We start from the raw sequence: 18,214 nt of genomic DNA, 5'->3' as shown, positions 1-18,214 counted from the left end.
AATATCCCCTTTATTAATTTGTTATTTATATAATTGTACCATAAACTCACATTTATTTAACAGAGACGAATTTATTGTCTTTTATATAAAATCTCCATAAATAATCTTTAGCTTCTTTAGCGTAATCTATATTAACTCTTTTACTATTTATTATTTCAAAATCATTACTACTATATATTTTCTTATTTCCTTCATAATAAAAATCACTTATAAAAAGTTCTTCACCTAGTATACTTTTACTATTTAAATCTCTACCTATATTAAGTGCCATACAAAGCTTCCCTGGTCCATTAGTTATATTTTTTTTCTGATATGAATTTAAGTCTTTATAATGTTTTTTATATCTATTAAAAGATATCTCATCTATTTCTTTAATAGGTTCTACTGCTCTTATAAGTACACATTCTGGTATATTTTCCTTGTTTGCAGATATATTTAAACAATTGTACATACCATATATTAAGTATACATATATATGACCGCCTTCTAAATAAAGAGGTGCTGTTCTATTGCTTTTTTTATCATTATATACATGTGATGCTTTATCATCTTTTCCCATGTAGCTTTCAGTTTCTACGATTTTTGTTACTATGGTTTCATTGTTGTATTTTCTTATTAAATATTTACCTAATATACCTTTAGCCACTTCTATACCATCTTTATTAAAAAAATCTTTATTCAAATATTATACCTCCTTGTTTTTTATATATTTTAATGTCATATGATTAGTATGTATCAAATTGAATAAATTTAATATCTATATTAGATACATTTAATTTTACTATAAAAAAAGAGTACTATTCTATTTAGACTAAGTACTCTTTTTTATTATTCTTTTTATAATTCATCATTTAACTTATATCCTATACCTATTTCAGTTATTATATATTCTGGATTTGCTGGTTCTTTTTCAATTTTTCTTCTTATCGTTGCCATAAATACTCTTAATGATTTTATTTCACCTCCAAGCGTACTTCCCCATATTTCTTTTGCAATAAACTTGTGTGTAAGAACTTTACCATGATATCTTACAAGTAAAGATAATATATCATATTCAATAGGAGTTAGATGTATTTCTTCATTTTTAATTGTTACCTTCCTTTTGTCAAAATCTATATATAAATCTTTATAATCAAAATTATTTTTAATTATAGCCTTAGGCTTATTTTTTTGCGAATGTCTAATAGCTACTCTAACCCTAGCTAATAGTTCAGCTACAGAAAATGGCTTTGTTATATAATCATCTGCTCCCATATCAAAAGCTTCTACTTTTTCTCTATCTTGTTCTCTTGCTGATACTACTATTATAGGTACATCACTCAAATTTCTTATATTTTTTATGACCTCTATACCATCTATATCTTCAAGACCTAAATCTAGTAATATGACATCTGGAGAGTAAGACATACAAAGAGATATACCTTCTTTACCAGTTGTTGCTTCTTTAACCATATAGTCTTGTGTTGTTAGTGATGCATTTATAAATTTTCTTATTGTACTGTCATCTTCTATAATTAATATAAGATATTTACTCATTTTATTTCCCCTCTGTCTAGTCTTCTTTTGGAAGTATGAATTTAAATGTTGCTCCTTTGTCTTTATTATTTTTTACACTTATATCACCTTTATGGGCATTTATTATAGACTTACATATGGAAAGACCTAGCCCAACTCCTTTTCTAGAATCGCTGTATTTTATTTCACCAGTAAAAAATCTATCAAAAATATTATCTATAACATTTTCACAAACACCCGGTCCATTGTCTTTTACCTCAAAAGCAATATATTCTCCCTCCTCATAAACCTTTATATTTATTTCACACTCCTCTTTAGAATATTTTATAGCATTATCTATTAAATTTATTAATACTTGTTCTATAAGTTTAGCATCCATAGGAACAAACAGTATTTCATTTGGTATATCTATCTTAAGTTTTATATATTGTATCCTCTTTTTTATATGGGATAAAGCCTCTGATATAACTTCTTCTATCATTTCTGGATTTTTCTTAACTTCAAGCTTTCCTTCATCTATCCTTGTCATACTAAGTAGGTTTTCAACTAACCTTATTAACCATTGAGTATCTTCAAATACTCCATGTAACAACTCATCTATTATACTTTCATTTATTGCATCTTTATTTTTTATGATAGTACTAACTGCACCACTTATTCCTGCAAGTGGTGTTCTTAAATCGTGGGATATTGCTCTTAATAGGCTACTTCTTAATCTTTCACTTTCAATTTCAAGGCTAGCTTCTTTTTGCACTTCTGCTAATATCTCTCTGTCTATAGATATAGCCATTTGTGCTATTACCGCTTCTATTAGGCATATATCCTCATTATCTATCTTTTTACCTAAAGAAGAAATACCTATAACACCTAAAGTCTCATTCATACCAATTATAGGCATATAAAAACCTCTAGATCCTGGTAATGTAGCTGTACCATTTCCGGCAATAGTACTATTGTTAAATACCCATTTAGCTACTGCCTTTTCAGACTCTGATATAAAAATCTCTTCATTTTCTTTATTTTTTATATTCTTATATAATTTTAATTCTTTTTGCTTCTTATCCTTTATATAACATACTACATTTTTATCAAGACCTACCGAAAGTAATTCTAATCCTTTTTTTATAATTTCTTCTTTATTCGATAATCTCAAGAAGCTTCTATTTATTTCATATAACATATGAGTATTTTGTTCTCTTTTTGAATATATTTCAACTTGCTGTTGTATTATTGATGTAAGTGTTGATGTTATTATACCTACTATACAAAATACAACTAGTGTTATTATATGATTTGGATCATCAATATCTAAAGTATAAAAAGGTTCTGTAAATAAGTAATTTAAAAGGATTACATTTATAACTGAGCTTATTATTCCCGCTGTATATCCTTTTGTAATAACAGATACTAAAGCAACACCTAGTATATAAATTAAATATATATTTTCTTGTATAAATCCCATATATTTTAATACAGAAGATATTACCGTAACTACTATTGTTATGCATAATAATTTTATTATATCAAGACTACTTACTTTAATCTTTGATATTAAACTACTTTCATTTTTAGTTATATATCTATTACTGCTTCTTCCTTTATAAGGTATTACATGTATATCTATGTAGTCAGCTTCATCTATTAATTTATCTACTATATCTTTTTTAACAAATTTAGAAAATATACTATGAGTTCTATGATTTCTACCTATTATAATTTTGGTTACATTTCTCATTTTTGCAAATCTTAAAATATCTTCCACCATATTATCGCCATGTAAAAGCACAATCTCAGCACCTAGTTTTTTTGCAAGTTCTAGGTTATTTTCTAACTGTTTTTTTGCTTCTTTTGACATTTCTTTCTGGCTTGGATTTTTTATATGTATAGCTATTAATTTTGATAACGATGCTTGTGATATTCTAGATGCAGTTCTAAGTATTTTTTGAGATGATGGCGATGGTGAAACACATGCAAGTATTGTTTCTGAGGTTGGGATTACTATTTCTTTTCCTTTTGATAGTCTAGTTATTTCAACCTCTTTATTTACCTTTTGTGCTGTTTTTCTAAGTGCCAATTCTCTTAGTGCTATTAAATTATCTTTAGTAAAAAAATTTTCTTGTGCCCTTATTGCTTGTTCTTTTTTGTATATTTTACCTTGATTAAATCTCTCTAACAACACATCCGGTTCTACATCTATTAACTCAAGTTGTGATGATAAATCTATTATTTTATCTGGGATAGTTTCTTTTACACATACATTGGTAACAATTTCAATTATATCATTTAAACTTTCTAAGTGCTGTACATTTACTGTAGTATATACATCAATTCCTGCCATTAGAAGTTCCTCTATATCTTGCCATCTTTTAGCATGTCTGCATCCTTTAGCGTTTGTATGTGCCAACTCATCTACTAATATTACTTCTGGGTTTCTTTTAAGAGCTAAATCTAAATTAAATTCCTTTAAAACTATATTTTTATACTTTACTTCTTTTATGTCTAAAACCTCTAGTCCATCTATTAAAGCCAGAGTTTCTTTTCTTGAATGTTGTTCTACATATCCTACTACTACATCTACTCCATTTTCTTTTAGAGTATGTGCAGATTCAAGCATGGAGTAGGTTTTACCTACTCCTGCTGCATACCCAAAGAATATTTTCAATTTACCTCTTTTTGACTTTTCTTCTTCACTATTTAATTTTGATAATAAACTTTCTGGATCTGGTCTATTCATATTTCCCCCATTAACTATTTGATTTTTTCTAAATCTAAGTTAAGATTTAATACATTAACTTTATCTTCTCCAAATATACCCATAAATTTCTTTTCTGTATTGTTATCTATTAATTCTAATAATTTTTCTTTCGAAACTTTACTATATTTTGCTATACGATCTACTTGATATATTGCTCCTTTTAATGATATATGTGGGTCTAATCCACTTCCTGATGCTGTAACTAAATCAACAGGTATTTTCTTATCACTATTTTCTTCATACTTTTTATATAATTTTACTCTTTCATCTATTACTTTTTCAAAATCTTCTCCTGTTGGGGACATATTACTTCCAGCAGAACTTAATCCATTATATGGATAGTCTGAAGTTGCTGATGGTCTTGACCAAAAGTAATCTGGGCTAGTAAAGTTTTGTCCTAATATTTCTGAACCTATGCTTTTACCATCTTCTTTTATTATACTACCATTTGCCTTGTACGGTACAAATATTTGTGCAAAAGCTGTTACTGTAACTGGATACAAAATTCCTGTTATTACTGTCATTATTATAAATATTAAAGATGCTTTTTTTATATATTCCATATTAAACTCTCCTTATTTAACTATATAAACATAATCATGCTTATAAGCATATCTATTAATTTTATAAATATAAATGGTGTGATAATGCCTCCGACACCATATATCATTAAGTTTTTTGATAATAACTTACTAGCAGGAAGCTCTATGTATTTAACTCCCTTTAAAGCAAGAGGAACTAACGCTATAATTACAAGTGCATTGTATATAACAGCACTCATTATTGCACTTTCTGGGCTAGATAGATTCATTATATTCAATTTATCAAGTTGAGGATATATACCTATAAATAGGGGTGGTATTATAGCAAAATATTTTGCTATGTCATTTGCTATACTAAAAGTTGTAAGAGCTCCTCTAGTCATTAATAGCTGTTTACCTATTTTTACAATCTCTATTAACTTTGTTGGACTTGAGTCTAAGTCTACCATATTACCAGCCTCTTTAGCAGCTTGAGTTCCTGTATTCATTGCAACTGCAACATCTGCTTGTGCAAGTGCCGGAGCATCATTACTTCCATCTCCTGTCATTGCTACTAAATGCCCTTTTCTTTGATATTCATGTATTAAATCAAGCTTAGCTTTAGGAGTTGCTTCTGCTAAAAAATCATCTACTCCAGCTTCTGCTGCAATAGCTGCTGCTGTTAATGGATTATCACCCGTTATCATAATAGTCTTTATTCCCATTTTTCTTAAATCGTTAAATTTTTCAGATACACCTTTTTTTAGTATATCTTTTAGATATATTACGCCTAATACTTTTTCATTTTTACAAACTACTAAAGGAGTTCCTCCCTTTTTAGATATTGACTCTACTATCTCATCACATTCCTTTGGATAATTACCTCCCATATTTTCTACAAATTCTTTAATAGCACTTGCTGCCCCTTTTCTTATCTTGTCTTGACCTATATTAGTACCACTCATTCTAGTTTTTGCAGAAAATGGAACAAATTCAGGATTTTTAACATCTAAGTAGTTTCCATTTATTGCCTTCTTCTTTTTTGCAAGTATTACTATACTTCTTCCTTCTGGAGTTTCATCTAGTGTAGAACTTAATTCAGTATAATAAACAAACTCCTCCATATCTACATTTTTAAGAGGTATAAATTCACTTGCCTGTCTATTTCCATAAGTTATAGTACCTGTTTTATCTAGAAGTAAAATGTCTACATCGCCTGCTGCCTCTATAGCTCTTCCTGATGTTGCTAATACATTTTTATTATTTAATCTGCTCATTCCTGCAATACCGATTGAGGAAAGTAGTGCTCCTATTGTAGTAGGTGCTAGACAAACTAATAAGGCTACTAAAGATGTTATAGAAACTACACTTCCTACTCCATTTTGATTTACAGCAAATCTACTAAATGGATATAGTGTAATTGTAACTACTAAAAATATTGCTGTTAACGCTATTAGTAAAGTTTGAAGAGCTATTTCATTTGGAGTTTTTTTTCTTTGTGCCCCTTCAACCATAGCAATCATTTTATCTAAGAAACTTTCACCTGCATTTGATGTAACTTTTACTATTAAGTAGTCTGATACCACCGTTGTTCCACCGGTTACTGCGCATCTATCTCCACCAGATTCTCTTATAACTGGTGCACTCTCACCTGTTATGGCACTTTCATCAACAGATGCCACTCCTTCTATAACATCTCCATCTGCTGGTATTTGGTTATTTGCTTCTACTAAAACTATATCTCCTTTTTTAGTAAATTAGATGGAATCATTTCAAATTCACTATCTATATTACACTCTTTGAGCTTTTTAGCTAAAACGTCCTTTTTAGCAGCTCTTAAGCTACTTGCTTGTGCTTTTCCTCTACCTTCTGCTATTGCTTCTGCAAAATTTGCAAATAACACTGTTGACCATAAAAATATACTAATTGTTATAGTAAATGGTGTATTGTCATTTGTTATGTTAAAAATAGATAAAACACTTATAATACTAGTTATTATGGAACCTACATAAACTATAAACATTACCGGATTTTTTAGTTGATTCTTGAAATCTAATTTTTTTATAGAATCTTTAGTAGCCCCTTTTAAAATATCTTTATTTATGAAAGTCTTATTTAAATCACCCATAATCTTATCTCCTTATATTAAAATATCATGCTCAAGTGTTCTGCTATTGGTCCAAGTGCTAAAGATGGTAAGAAACTTAATGCACCTATCATAAGTACTACTCCTACCAATAAAAATACGAATAGTGTATTGTTAGTGGCTAATGTACCCGAACTTTGTGGAACTATTTTTTTGCTAGCTAAAGACTCTGCTATATTTATTATTAATATTATAGGTATAAAGCGAGCAAGTAACATTACTATACCTGTTAATAAATTTACGAATATATTATTTGCACCAAATCCTGCGAATGCACTACCATTATTGTTTCCTGTAGAGCTTAATGCATATAATATTTCTGAAAATCCATGAGCCCCACTATTGTTTAATAAATCACTTGCATTTGGTAACATACAAACCATAGCAGTTCCAACTAAAACCAAGACTGGAGTAGTTATTATTAAAATAGATGCCATCTTCATTTCAAAAGGTTCTATTTTCTTTCCTAGATACTCAGGAGTTCTACCTACCATAAGACCTGATATAAATACTGTTAATATTACAAACGCTAACATGCCATATAGTCCACAACCAACTCCTCCAAATACTACTTCACCTAGTTGCATAAGTAGTGTTAAAATCATTCCTCCTATTGGTGTGAAAGAGTCATGCATAGAATTTACAGAACCATTAGATGCTGATGTTGTTGTTACCCCCCATATAGCAGAATTCGTAACTCCGAATCTAACCTCTTTTCCTTCCATATTTCCTCCAGACTGATTATCATCTATCTCACTGTATATATATGGATTATTTACTAATTCTGGAGTTGACTTGTATTCATAATACATAGTTGTTGCCATAGCTATTACAAATATTACTATCATTGCAGATAAAAGTGTGGTTCCTTGTTTTTTATCTTTTACCATGTCACCAAATGTAAAGCATAATGCTGCTGGTATTAATATAATTGATACTACTTGAGCTATATTTGATAATAATGTTGGGTTTTCAAGTGGATGTGCTGAATTCGTTCCAAAGAATCCTCCTCCATTTGTTCCTAATTGTTTTATTGCTATTTGGCTTGCTGCAGGACCTCCTGGAATAATCTGAGTATCTACTGTACTTTTATCATCTAAAACTATTTCTTCTACTAAGCTTACTTCTTGATAAGGTTTAAAGTTTTGCACTACTCCTTGAGTTGTTAAGAATATTGCAAGTACCATAGATAAAGGTATCAGCACATATAAAGTCGATTTTATTAAATCTACCCAGAAGTTTCCTAGTTTAGAACATTTAGTTCTCTTAAATCCTCTTATTAAAACCATAAGTACACTTATCCCAACTGCTGCTGATACAAAGTTTTGAACTGTTAGACCTAACATTTGAGACATATAGCTTAATGTAGTCTCTCCACTATATGCTTGCCAATTTGTATTAGTTATAAAGCTTGCTGCTGTATTAAAAGCTAAATCCCAATTTACATTACTTAATTTTTCAGGATTTAGTGGTAATATATACTGAATCATTTGTAAAAACATAACAAATAATAAACTAATGACACTAAATGCCATTAAACTTAAAATATATTCTTTACCTGACATTTCTTCATTTTCATTTATTTTAAGAACTTTATATATCCATTTTTCTATAGGTTTTATTACTTTACTTAGAAATACTCTTTTACCTTTAAATACCTTAGATATATAAATTCCCAAAGGTTTTGCTAGCAATAAAACTATTGCTATAAAAAATATTACTTGAATTACAATGCTACTCATTTTTTCTCCTCCTAATTTTTGTATATGATTATTCTATTATTTTTTATATAAAATGAATGTTAATATAATTCTATATACATTAAGATTGTATAAAGATTAAATAAAAAAGTACCTAGATTAATCTAGGTACTTTTTGCTATTTTTTATCATTATATATTTTACTACTATCAGAAACATTTTTTAAAGTTGACGTCCACTCATTATTAGTAGCGTCTTTTTTATTTCTATTAGCTTTATTAGTTACACATTCATTAGAACCTGACCATTGGTTATTTCCTTCACATTTTTTGTTATTATTCATAATGTCACTCCTTAAAAGTAATATCGTTTATATTTTTTCTTATTTGTATATTTTAATACTAGTGCTTTTTAGGGTGCTTTGGTATTTTATATATTTTTTCTTTCCTAAGTTCCATTATAAAAGATAGCATCATAAGTACTAATATTATACTAAATGGAAGTGCCGTAACTATTGACATTGTTTGAAGTCCTTGAAGTCCTCCACTAAGAAGTAGTGCTACTGCAACTAATGCCTGAAGTATTCCCCAGACTAATTTTACCTTATTAGTTGGTTCCATAGAACCTTTAGCACTAAACATACCTAATACAAAAGTTGCTGAATCTGCCGATGATACGAAAAAAGTAAGTATAAGTATCGTTGCTATTATGCTTATAATATATCCAAATGGCAAACTCTCTAACATTACAAATAAAGTTGAACTCATATCTACTTTTAATGCTTCAAGTAGTGCTAGATTGGTATTTATCTCTAAGCTTAATGCAGTTCCTCCAAATACAGCAAACCATATACAACTAAATAAAGATGGTACTAATAATACTCCTATTATAAATTCTCTTATGGTTCTTCCTTTAGATACCCTTGCTATAAATACACCAACAAAAGGTGACCAAGCTATCCACCATGCCCAGTAAAATAATGTCCAATTGGCTATCCAATTTGATTCTTCAAATGGTGTTAATCTCAAACTCATAGATATAATATTTTGAAGATAATTTCCTAAATTATTAGTAAATACCTCAAGTATATTTGCTGTTGGTCCTAGTATAAATACAAATATTAAAAGTAATACAGCTATACCTACATTTATATTACTAAGTATTTTAATTCCTTTTTCAAGTCCAGTTGTTGAAGATATTAAAAATAATATAGTAGATATTATTATTATTATTATCTGATTAAATATATTTATATTTATTCCAAATAAATTGTTAAGTCCTCCGTTTATTTGCATGGCTCCAAGACCTAAAGATGTAGCAACTCCAAATGCCGTTGCTATTATTGCAAGAATATCTATAAACTTAGATTGTGGAGAATTCAAATCACCTCCTATAATTGGAGATAGAGTCTGACTTATAAGTAACTTTTTGTCCTTTCTAAATCTAAAATAAGCTATAGTAAGTCCTACTAAAGAGTATATAGCCCATGCATGAAGTCCCCAATGAAAAAATGAAAAAGTTATAGCAGCATTAGCAGCTTCAGGTGTAAGTTTTGGTATTCCTGATAAAGGATAAATATAATGATCTAAAGGTTCTGCTACTCCCCAAAACACAAGACCTATACCCATTCCTGCGCTAAATAGCATTCCAAACCAAGTTATATTGCTAAATTCAGGTCTATCATCCTCATGCCCAAGTCTTAGTCTACCGTATTTACTAAAGGCTAATGCAATCATAAATACTAATACTAAAAATGTAATTATAAGAAACATCCATCCAAATTTATCTGTTGTAAAAGCTAACGCAAGTGTAGCTGTACTTGCTAAAGAATTTGGAGATATAAGTCCCCACAATACAAATAACCCAATTATTGCTACGGATATATAAAAAACCATATGAAAAACTCCTTATCAAATGTATTTCTGATTTAGTTTCTCTTAAATCTATATTTTGTATACTGATTTTTATAAAAAAGAGTACTTCTAAGAAGTACTCTTTTACTCTATCCGAAAAATTAATTATATAAATTTATATGTATTAATAAAAAAACATCTATAAAGATTTATAGATGTTTTTATTAAAATTACTTTTTAACATTATCATTTTTATTAATATTGTTATTGTTATTATTATTGTTGTTATTATTAGTATTGTTATTATTAGTATTGTTATATTTACTAGTATCTATTCCTAATGATCTATTCATATCTTCTAATAATTTTTCAAATTGGTTTTTTTCACCTTTATCTGTTTTTGTTGCTTCATCTACAACTCTCATAAAGTCTTCTTTTGACTTACTTAAATCTTCTTTTGATATTTTATCTAAATTTTTTAATTTTGTATCTATATTATCTATAGTTTTTTCGCCTTCTCTTATAAGATCTTTATTCATTTTATCTAATTCTTTATCATCTGTTTTTACATCATTTTTTAAATTATTTACAAAAGCTTGAGTTTTATCTCTTGCATCTTTATATGCTTCTTTTACATTAGATAAATATTTTTCATTTCCTGGGTACTCATTTGTTTCATAGTACTTAGATACACTTTGTGGAGATAAGTAAACTTTATAATTATTTAAATCATTCATATAATCTCCATAAAATCTTGAGTACTGAGTTACATAATCATTATCTCTTACAGAAGTATTATCTCCTGTTGGAGTCTCTACTTTTGTACCTTTTGTATTTTCGTTCGCATTTTTTCCATTGTTATTACATGCTACTACTCCAAGTGATAACATTAATGAAAGTCCTATTGTCATAAGTTTTTTTAGTTTCATATTTTACCTCCAATTTTTCTTTATGTAATTATTTACTCTACTATTATTTACTAAATCTTAAATATTATTATAAAAAATTTAACATTTTAAATTTCTTATTTTACCATAATTGCCATAAAAATTAATCTATATTTCTGTATTATTTTTATAATTTTTGAACAAACTTTTAGTAAGAATATTGTAATAAAATTTGCATTTAATTTAAGTTATATAACGATAATAAAATGTTTATACCTAATACTAAACGTGATATTTTCAATACTAAAAATTATTAATTAATAAAATTTATCATTGAAATTGATTATCATTTATTCTATAATATAATTAATTGATAATAATTTTCATTAGGAGTTGATAGTTTTGAACTGTTATTCATGTAAAACTAATATAAATTCATCATATATAAAATGGTTATTAGAAATACTAGGTCCTGTACTTATGGGTTCTAAGCCTTGTGAAATACTTAGTATACCTAGTTTTGATAAAAATAAAGATAATAAAATAAACGATATAAAAAATCACTTTAAATTATGTAAAAAAATTAATTATATAATAATAGATAAAAAAGAAAAGGGACTTAAACTATTATTTATAAATAAAGACTCCTTATCTACTCAATTAAATAATAAAAAAATCCATAACTTTTTAAAATATTTAGGTTATCCATCTAATTTAGATACAGATTTATACCTTAATCACTTGATAAACAAATTAGAGGGAGATGATTTCCCAGATGAAATAGGTATATTTTTAGGATATCCACTTAAAGATGTAGTAGGATTTATGGGTTATGGTAGTTATAAGTTTCATAACACTAAATATTGGAGAGTATATGGTGATCCTAAACCTTCAGAAGACTTGTACTTTAAATTTCTAAGCCATAGAGAAAAGTTAAGAGATATGTTAAAGTCTCAAAGTGTAAAATATATACTTTCATCTCTTTAAAATAGTTAACCAGAAATACATAAATATACAACAAAAAAAGAGCTATCTTTATATAAAGATAGCTCTTTTTTTATATTTCATCTGCTATATCCCAACATTTGCCCACGCATAAACCCATCTACTATTTCTTTAATAAATTTTAACATGGAATCTCCCCCTATATCTCCTCGTTATTTATTTTATAATTATATTTATTTGCTAAAATTTCTTTTTATTAGTTACACTTACTATACCCACATTGCAAACATACCCCGCATCCACCTGATGGTATTATAGATTCACTTTTACACTCTGGACATATAAATTTTTCATTTTCTATTGTATCTGCATATAAATTTTCTTTTTTATCATCTTTTGGCTTTTCATTAACCAATATCCCACTTCTCTTACAACCATCTCTGTATATAGTTATCCCTTTTAAATTATTTTTCCAAGCACTCATATAAATATTGTACACATCATCTACAGTAGCTTCATGAAATAGATTTATTGTAGATGATATAGATGCATCTATATGTTTTTGCCATGCGTTTTGCATTCTTATTCTATCCTCTGGATTTAACTTCATAGCGGTTACAAATATGTTTGGTAAATCTTTTTCATTTACTATATTATATTCATCCATATACTCTTTTACTATAGGAGTATATACCTTGTAATATACATCCTCATCATGCAAGCTTTCTGTTTTTCTTATGTATGATAAGTTAAATATTGGCTCTATACCACCACTTATACCAAGCATAGTTGATATAGAGCCTGTAGGTGGTATTGTCAATAATTGAGAGTTTCTAAGCCCATATTTCCTAATTAAATTCTTAACATCATCATCAACATTTTCTTTGAAGAAATTAGAACTAAAAACTGCTTCTTCATCATATTTTTCATAACTTCCATAATCCCTTGAAAGAATTGCTGATTGCTTTAAGGCCTCATTTAACATAATCTTTGATAACCTTTCACATAAGTTTATAGAATTTTCACTTCCATATACTAAATTTAACTTTATAAGCATATCCGCTATTCCCATAACACCTAAACCTATTTGTCTATAATTTTTTACACTCTCTTTTTGTATATCTAGAGGATGAAGATTAAGACCTTCTTCTAACACTTCATTTAATCCTACAACACAATCACGTACAGTTGACTTAAATTTATTAAAATCAAAAACTGCTTTTTTTGTAAATGGCTCAACTACAAACTCAGCTAAATTTATAGAACCTAGTAAACAGCTTCCTCCAGCTGGTAATGGCTCTTCTGCACAGGGATTTACACCTTCATATCTAAAATTTTTATCTTCACTTAGTAAGTGATTTTTATTAATATTATCCCAAAATAAGATACCTGGCTCTGCATAATCCCAATTATTTTGTATGAGTTTCATAAATAAACTATATGCATCTACTTCTTTATTTATAACTTCATCAGTTTCCTTTACTAAAAATTTACAAATAAACTTTTCTTTATTTTCTACAGCTCTCATAAACTCATCATTTATTCTAACTGATATATTTGCTTTAGTAATTTTTTCTAAATTTGTTTTTATATCTATAAACTCTTCTATATCAGGATGATTAACATCCATTGATATCATAAGAGCTCCTCTTCTTCCCCTTTGGCCTATAAGACCAGTTGTCATAGAGTAAAGATCCATAAATGATACAGCCCCTGTAGTAGTCTTTGCTGCATTATATACCCTTGATCCTCTTGGTCTTAAATTTGATATATCAATTCCTACTCCTCCTCCATAACTAAATGTTCTAGCTAAATATTTTGCAGTATCGAATATAGACTCTATATTGTCTTTTGGTCTAGATAATACATAACAATTAGAGTAGGTTACTTTTATACCATACTTATTAAGACCTCTATTTGCAAGTATTCTTCCTGCAAATAAAAACTTCTTTTCTCTTATAAGCTTTTCTATTTTTTTATTTCCTCCAGATACTCTTACTAGCCACTCATCAAAGCTTTCATTATTATATTGATATTTGTTTGACCATATAGACTTTTGAAGCTCTTCCATTTTCCACTTAGAATATCTTATATTTGCTCTTTTTTCTCTATATAATATGTACTTTTTAGCTACATCTTTTCTATTTGATTCCATAAGATATAACTCTACCATATCTTGTATTTCTTCTACGTTTATAGGTTTATTTGTATTAATTAAACTTTTTTCTATCTTGTTAGCTATATCTATAGCTAACTCTTTATCTTCATCAAACTTGCTATTTATAGTTGATTTATAAATAGCATTATATATCTTACTTTTATCAAAGCTCTCTTTTGTTCCATCTCTTTTTATTATATTTATCATTAGCTAATCCCTCATATTAATATTTTATATTTTGATTATTAATATCTTTCCTTAATCTAGTTTAAATTATTAATATAAAAAACTAATTAATTTTATATATACTTTTAGTTTAAGTAATAATTTAGTATATTCTTAACCTTAGGTACTACATATTCACTAGTAGATTTATTTATATTCTCTACTATCATAGATATAGCTATTTTGGGGTCATCTTCATTTACTGCAACAAACCATCCATTATTAATACCGCTATTATCATCTTTACTATTTTTAATTTCAGCAGTTCCAGTTTTCCCCATTATATTTTTACCTTCTATTTTAGCAAGATATCCAGTTGAATCTTCATCGTTTATAGCACCTTTAAAGCATTTTTTTAATTCTTCTATATATTTCTTATCTATAGCATTTTTATATACTTTACTTTCTTTGTTTTCACTTATAACAAGTCTTGGTATCATTATATTTCCATCATTAACTAAAGCACTATAAGAAAGTACAACATCTAGTGGTGTCATTAAAATTTCCCCTTGACCATATCCTGTATCTCCTAAAAGAATTTCATTGTCTAATTTCCCATTATTAGATATTTGAGAGTTTTGCATAGGATATTCAAAAGTAATTTTTTCTCCTATTCCAAATTTTTTAAGACCTTTTATATAATCTTCTTCTCCTAATTTTATAGCCTTATCTGCAAAGTATATATTATCAGAATATTTTACTGCATCGTATAGATTAACAGGTCTTTTTGTATCTTTTACTCTTGTTACGCTATAATTCCCCCAACTACTATCCTTTTGCCAACTCTCCCCCTTTATATCCATGTATTCGTTAGGATTTATAACTCCACTTTCTAATCCAATACTAGATGTAATTAGTTTTATAGTTGACCCTGGAGAGTATGAATCATTAGCTCGATTTTCAAACTGTATATTATTTTGATTTTCCCACTTATTAGCTATTTCTTTAGTCTTGTATGTAACCAGTGTATTAGAATTATAAGATGGAGAACTTACCATAGCTAATACTTCTCCATTTAGAGGATTAATTGCTATAGAAGCTCCTTTATCTCCTTTTAATTCATTGTATATACTATCTTGAAGTTTAGAGTCTATAGATAACTTTATATCTTCTCCATTTCTTTGATTTACTTTGCCTATTTCTATTTTCTCATTTCCTCTTTTTAGATAAGCCTCTACTCCATCAATTGCTCTTAGTCTATCTTCATATATTTGTTCTAATCCTGCTTTTCCAATCTTACTAGTCTGTGAATATCCTTTACTTTTTTCTAATTCTTCTTTTGTTATATTTCCTATATATCCAATTAAATTTCCCAAAGCTTCACTATTTTTATATACTCTAGACACTTCTTCTTTTATACTAATGCCTTCTATTAATTTCAAATTATTTATTCTATCATTTTCGTACGGTGATACATTTAATAAATGTACTAACTGGCTACTTGGCTTATCTTTTATTGTATCTTCTATATATTCTTTGCTTATATCTAGTATTGTTGCTACCTTGTCTATATTTTCTATTTTGTTTTTATTAAATACTTCTGGATGTATATAAACTGAATTTACATTAGAGTCAATTGCTAGTTCTTCGTCGTTTCTATCTAATATTTTTCCCCTAGTGGCCTTTTTGGTTTCTACTCTTACTAAATCTCCTTTTTTCATATTAGGTAGTATTAAACTTTCATCCCATAGTATTTTATATCTATCATCTTCCTTAACTAAATTTATATTTAAATTATCATAATCTAATTTGCCTACGATAGTGTTTATACTCATAGATGCTAATATTTTTAAATCTTTATCAATCTCTTTTATTTTTATATTTATATCTCTTGCGTTTATTGAGCCATAAATTTTTTCATATCTATTTGTAAATTCTTCATAGGATATCTCCTTCTTGGATTTAATAGATATATTTTCATATAATTTATCAAACTTTCTATCGTTTAAATCCTTAGTAAAACTATCTATAATTTGTTTTACTTCACTTTCATTACTACATCCTACAAACAATAATGTAATCATAATAATTACCCCTAATAATATAAGTATTTTTTTTAATCCCCCCATAAAAATCCCCCCTATTTAAAATATTTAGATTTTATTTTATTTACCTCATCATGCTTTATAGCTATTGCCTTTCCAACCTCTCCTCCTAGTATATTCCATACATAGTTATGAACTTCTACTGCATTATCAAAATCACCTTTTTTCCAATTTAATAATTGTCTATTTAGATATTCCTTAACACCATTATCTTTTATATATCCTAAAGAAGTTATGGCTATATCTACACTTTCAGGTGTTATCTCTACCATCCCATACTTTCTATCATCTATAGCTTTTATAATACTATTTGCCATTTCATGTATAAACTGTATGCTTTGATATTCACTATTTGGCATATATAAATTATTTACTTGTACGTTATCTTCCTCTTTTATATCTTCATTTTTTTCTTTATCTGAAATTTTAAGTTCTTTATTTAAGTCTTCATCTGTTTTATTTACCTTGTACTCTGTAGTTTCTACTACTTCAAACTTTATACTACCATTTTCATCTAACTTAGCTTTTGGTATATATTTATCTACTCCTATAAAAGATGCAATTTCATCTACTTGTAAAGTGTCATTTATAGTTTGGAAGAAATTTTTAACTGGTGGTAACTTGTGTGCAAGCACAGGGTTATATATACCAACAGATAATATAATCCCTAGGCTTGCGGCTATATACATAAATTTCCTTTTGATTTTTTTTATCTTAATATCTTTTTCTGCATTATTTATGGCATTTTTTATTAAAATATTTAAGTCACTTGGAACTTCAATTGACTCTATTTTTTCTTTATCTATGTAAAAATCATTAATTTCTTTATCTATGTCTTTTATATCTATATCTATATCAATTAAATTATCTTCAACTTTATTTTTTTTACTCATTCCCATAGCCCTCCTTTAATATACTTTTCATATCTTTTATTGCTTTTCTTAGATGAGTTTTTATAGTATTAATAGGACGGTCTAGTATATTTGATATTTCTTCTACCTTTAAATCTTCTATATATCTAAGTATAATTGCATCTTTATATTTATCTTCTAATTCATCTATAGCATTGTATAAATCTATTTTTGTTTCAATCTTATCATCTATTAAAACTTCTTTTGTATATGAATTTTCATTATGTCCTAAATCTATCATCCCATTTTTTCTTAAATAATCATTTGTTGTGTTTATAAGTATTTTACTTATCCAAGTTTTAAAATACTTAGGCTCTTTTAATTTTTGTATATTCTTGTATGCTTTATATACTGTTTCTTGAAATATTTCCTTTGCATCTTCCTCATATTTACACCTTATATATATTTCCTTGTATAGTCTTTTTGAGTATATATTTATCAATTTCTCAAAAGCTTCTTTATCACCTTTTATTGCCTTTTCGGCTAGTATTACTTCATCCACTTTTTTACTCCCTTCTTACTTTCATTTCTGATTACATTTATTAGACTCTGG

Annotated in this window: 13 protein-coding genes and 1 pseudogene; 1 reads left to right on the top strand and 13 read right to left on the bottom strand. The window is 27.6% G+C overall.

Annotation, left to right across the window (positions count from 1 at the left end):
- Window positions 1–52: 52 nt before the first annotated feature.
- From ABHC41_RS03540 to ABHC41_RS03500, 9 genes and pseudogenes are all read right to left on the bottom strand, one after another.
- Entirely contained in the window at window positions 53–682 is a 630-nt protein-coding gene (locus ABHC41_RS03540; RefSeq protein ID WP_092925282.1) for a DNA-3-methyladenine glycosylase, read from the bottom strand.
- A 155-nt stretch (window positions 683–837) separates the two neighbouring features.
- The gene (locus ABHC41_RS03535) at window positions 838–1,536 is read right to left on the bottom strand and encodes a response regulator transcription factor (protein WP_092925280.1); all 699 of its coding nucleotides are present in this window, start codon (window positions 1,534–1,536) and stop codon (window positions 838–840) included.
- Window positions 1,537–1,552: 16 nt separating this feature from the next.
- Window positions 1,553–4,249, bottom strand: coding sequence for a sensor histidine kinase KdpD (locus tag ABHC41_RS03530; protein ID WP_195238214.1), 2,697 nt, complete (start codon window positions 4,247–4,249; stop codon window positions 1,553–1,555).
- 14 nt (window positions 4,250–4,263) lie between these two features.
- On the bottom strand, window positions 4,264–4,833 hold the full coding sequence (gene kdpC, locus ABHC41_RS03525; RefSeq protein ID WP_195238216.1) for a potassium-transporting ATPase subunit KdpC: 570 nt from the start codon (window positions 4,831–4,833) through the stop codon (window positions 4,264–4,266).
- Window positions 4,834–4,853: 20 nt separating this feature from the next.
- Window positions 4,854–6,919 (bottom strand): annotated as a pseudogene (gene kdpB / locus ABHC41_RS03520) (potassium-transporting ATPase subunit KdpB).
- Between the two features lie 17 nt (window positions 6,920–6,936).
- Entirely contained in the window at window positions 6,937–8,679 is a 1,743-nt protein-coding gene (gene kdpA / locus ABHC41_RS03515; RefSeq protein WP_166505609.1) for a potassium-transporting ATPase subunit KdpA, read from the bottom strand.
- Window positions 8,680–8,815: 136 nt separating this feature from the next.
- Window positions 8,816–8,980, bottom strand: a complete 165-nt coding sequence (locus tag ABHC41_RS03510; RefSeq protein ID WP_166505610.1) for a hypothetical protein — start codon at window positions 8,978–8,980, stop codon at window positions 8,816–8,818.
- Between the two features lie 58 nt (window positions 8,981–9,038).
- Complete coding sequence (locus ABHC41_RS03505; RefSeq protein WP_092925270.1) at window positions 9,039–10,532, bottom strand: BCCT family transporter; 1,494 nt, start codon at window positions 10,530–10,532, stop codon at window positions 9,039–9,041.
- 188 nt (window positions 10,533–10,720) lie between these two features.
- Complete coding sequence (locus ABHC41_RS03500; RefSeq protein WP_195238218.1) at window positions 10,721–11,419, bottom strand: hypothetical protein; 699 nt, start codon at window positions 11,417–11,419, stop codon at window positions 10,721–10,723.
- A gap of 360 nt (window positions 11,420–11,779) precedes the next feature.
- Here ABHC41_RS03500 and ABHC41_RS03495 point away from each other — a divergent pair, with 360 nt between their 5' ends.
- Complete coding sequence (locus tag ABHC41_RS03495; protein WP_243240033.1) at window positions 11,780–12,364, top strand: DUF3793 family protein; 585 nt, start codon at window positions 11,780–11,782, stop codon at window positions 12,362–12,364.
- A gap of 214 nt (window positions 12,365–12,578) precedes the next feature.
- Here the strand turns inward: ABHC41_RS03495 and ABHC41_RS03490 are convergent, their stop codons facing one another.
- The 4 genes from ABHC41_RS03490 to ABHC41_RS03475 all read right to left on the bottom strand — a co-directional run bounded on the left by ABHC41_RS03490 (window position 12,579) and on the right by ABHC41_RS03475 (window position 18,163).
- A complete protein-coding gene (locus ABHC41_RS03490) occupies window positions 12,579–14,687 on the bottom strand; it encodes an adenosylcobalamin-dependent ribonucleoside-diphosphate reductase (RefSeq protein ID WP_195238228.1) in 2,109 nt (702 codons plus the stop codon).
- A 104-nt stretch (window positions 14,688–14,791) separates the two neighbouring features.
- Complete coding sequence (locus ABHC41_RS03485; protein ID WP_195238230.1) at window positions 14,792–16,774, bottom strand: penicillin-binding transpeptidase domain-containing protein; 1,983 nt, start codon at window positions 16,772–16,774, stop codon at window positions 14,792–14,794.
- Window positions 16,775–16,785: 11 nt separating this feature from the next.
- Complete coding sequence (locus ABHC41_RS03480) at window positions 16,786–17,643, bottom strand: DUF6241 domain-containing protein (RefSeq protein ID WP_195238232.1); 858 nt, start codon at window positions 17,641–17,643, stop codon at window positions 16,786–16,788.
- Entirely contained in the window at window positions 17,636–18,163 is a 528-nt protein-coding gene (locus tag ABHC41_RS03475) for a sigma-70 family RNA polymerase sigma factor (protein WP_092925260.1), read from the bottom strand. The genes ABHC41_RS03480 and ABHC41_RS03475 overlap by 8 nt, the downstream gene beginning before the upstream one ends.
- Window positions 18,164–18,214: the final 51 nt, after the last annotated feature.

The organism is Romboutsia sp. 1001216sp1 (assembly GCF_039841805.1).
Lineage (GTDB): Bacteria > Bacillota > Clostridia > Peptostreptococcales > Peptostreptococcaceae > Romboutsia_C > Romboutsia_C hominis.
This window is presented reverse-complemented; position numbering and strand designations above follow the sequence as displayed.

Coding starts and splice junctions, on each gene's coding strand:
- ABHC41_RS03535 (WP_092925280.1), bottom strand. CDS start 1,536: ATGAGTAAATATCTTATATTAATTATAGAAGATGACAGTACAATAAGA.
- ABHC41_RS03530 (WP_195238214.1), bottom strand. CDS start 4,249: ATGAATAGACCAGATCCAGAAAGTTTATTATCAAAATTAAATAGTGAA.
- kdpC (WP_195238216.1), bottom strand. CDS start 4,833: ATGGAATATATAAAAAAAGCATCTTTAATATTTATAATAATGACAGTA.
- kdpA (WP_166505609.1), bottom strand. CDS start 8,679: ATGAGTAGCATTGTAATTCAAGTAATATTTTTTATAGCAATAGTTTTA.
- ABHC41_RS03510 (WP_166505610.1), bottom strand. CDS start 8,980: ATGAATAATAACAAAAAATGTGAAGGAAATAACCAATGGTCAGGTTCT.
- ABHC41_RS03505 (WP_092925270.1), bottom strand. CDS start 10,532: ATGGTTTTTTATATATCCGTAGCAATAATTGGGTTATTTGTATTGTGG.
- ABHC41_RS03500 (WP_195238218.1), bottom strand. CDS start 11,419: ATGAAACTAAAAAAACTTATGACAATAGGACTTTCATTAATGTTATCA.
- ABHC41_RS03490 (WP_195238228.1), bottom strand. CDS start 14,687: ATGATAAATATAATAAAAAGAGATGGAACAAAAGAGAGCTTTGATAAA.
- ABHC41_RS03485 (WP_195238230.1), bottom strand. CDS start 16,774: ATGGGGGGATTAAAAAAAATACTTATATTATTAGGGGTAATTATTATG.
- ABHC41_RS03480 (WP_195238232.1), bottom strand. CDS start 17,643: ATGAGTAAAAAAAATAAAGTTGAAGATAATTTAATTGATATAGATATA.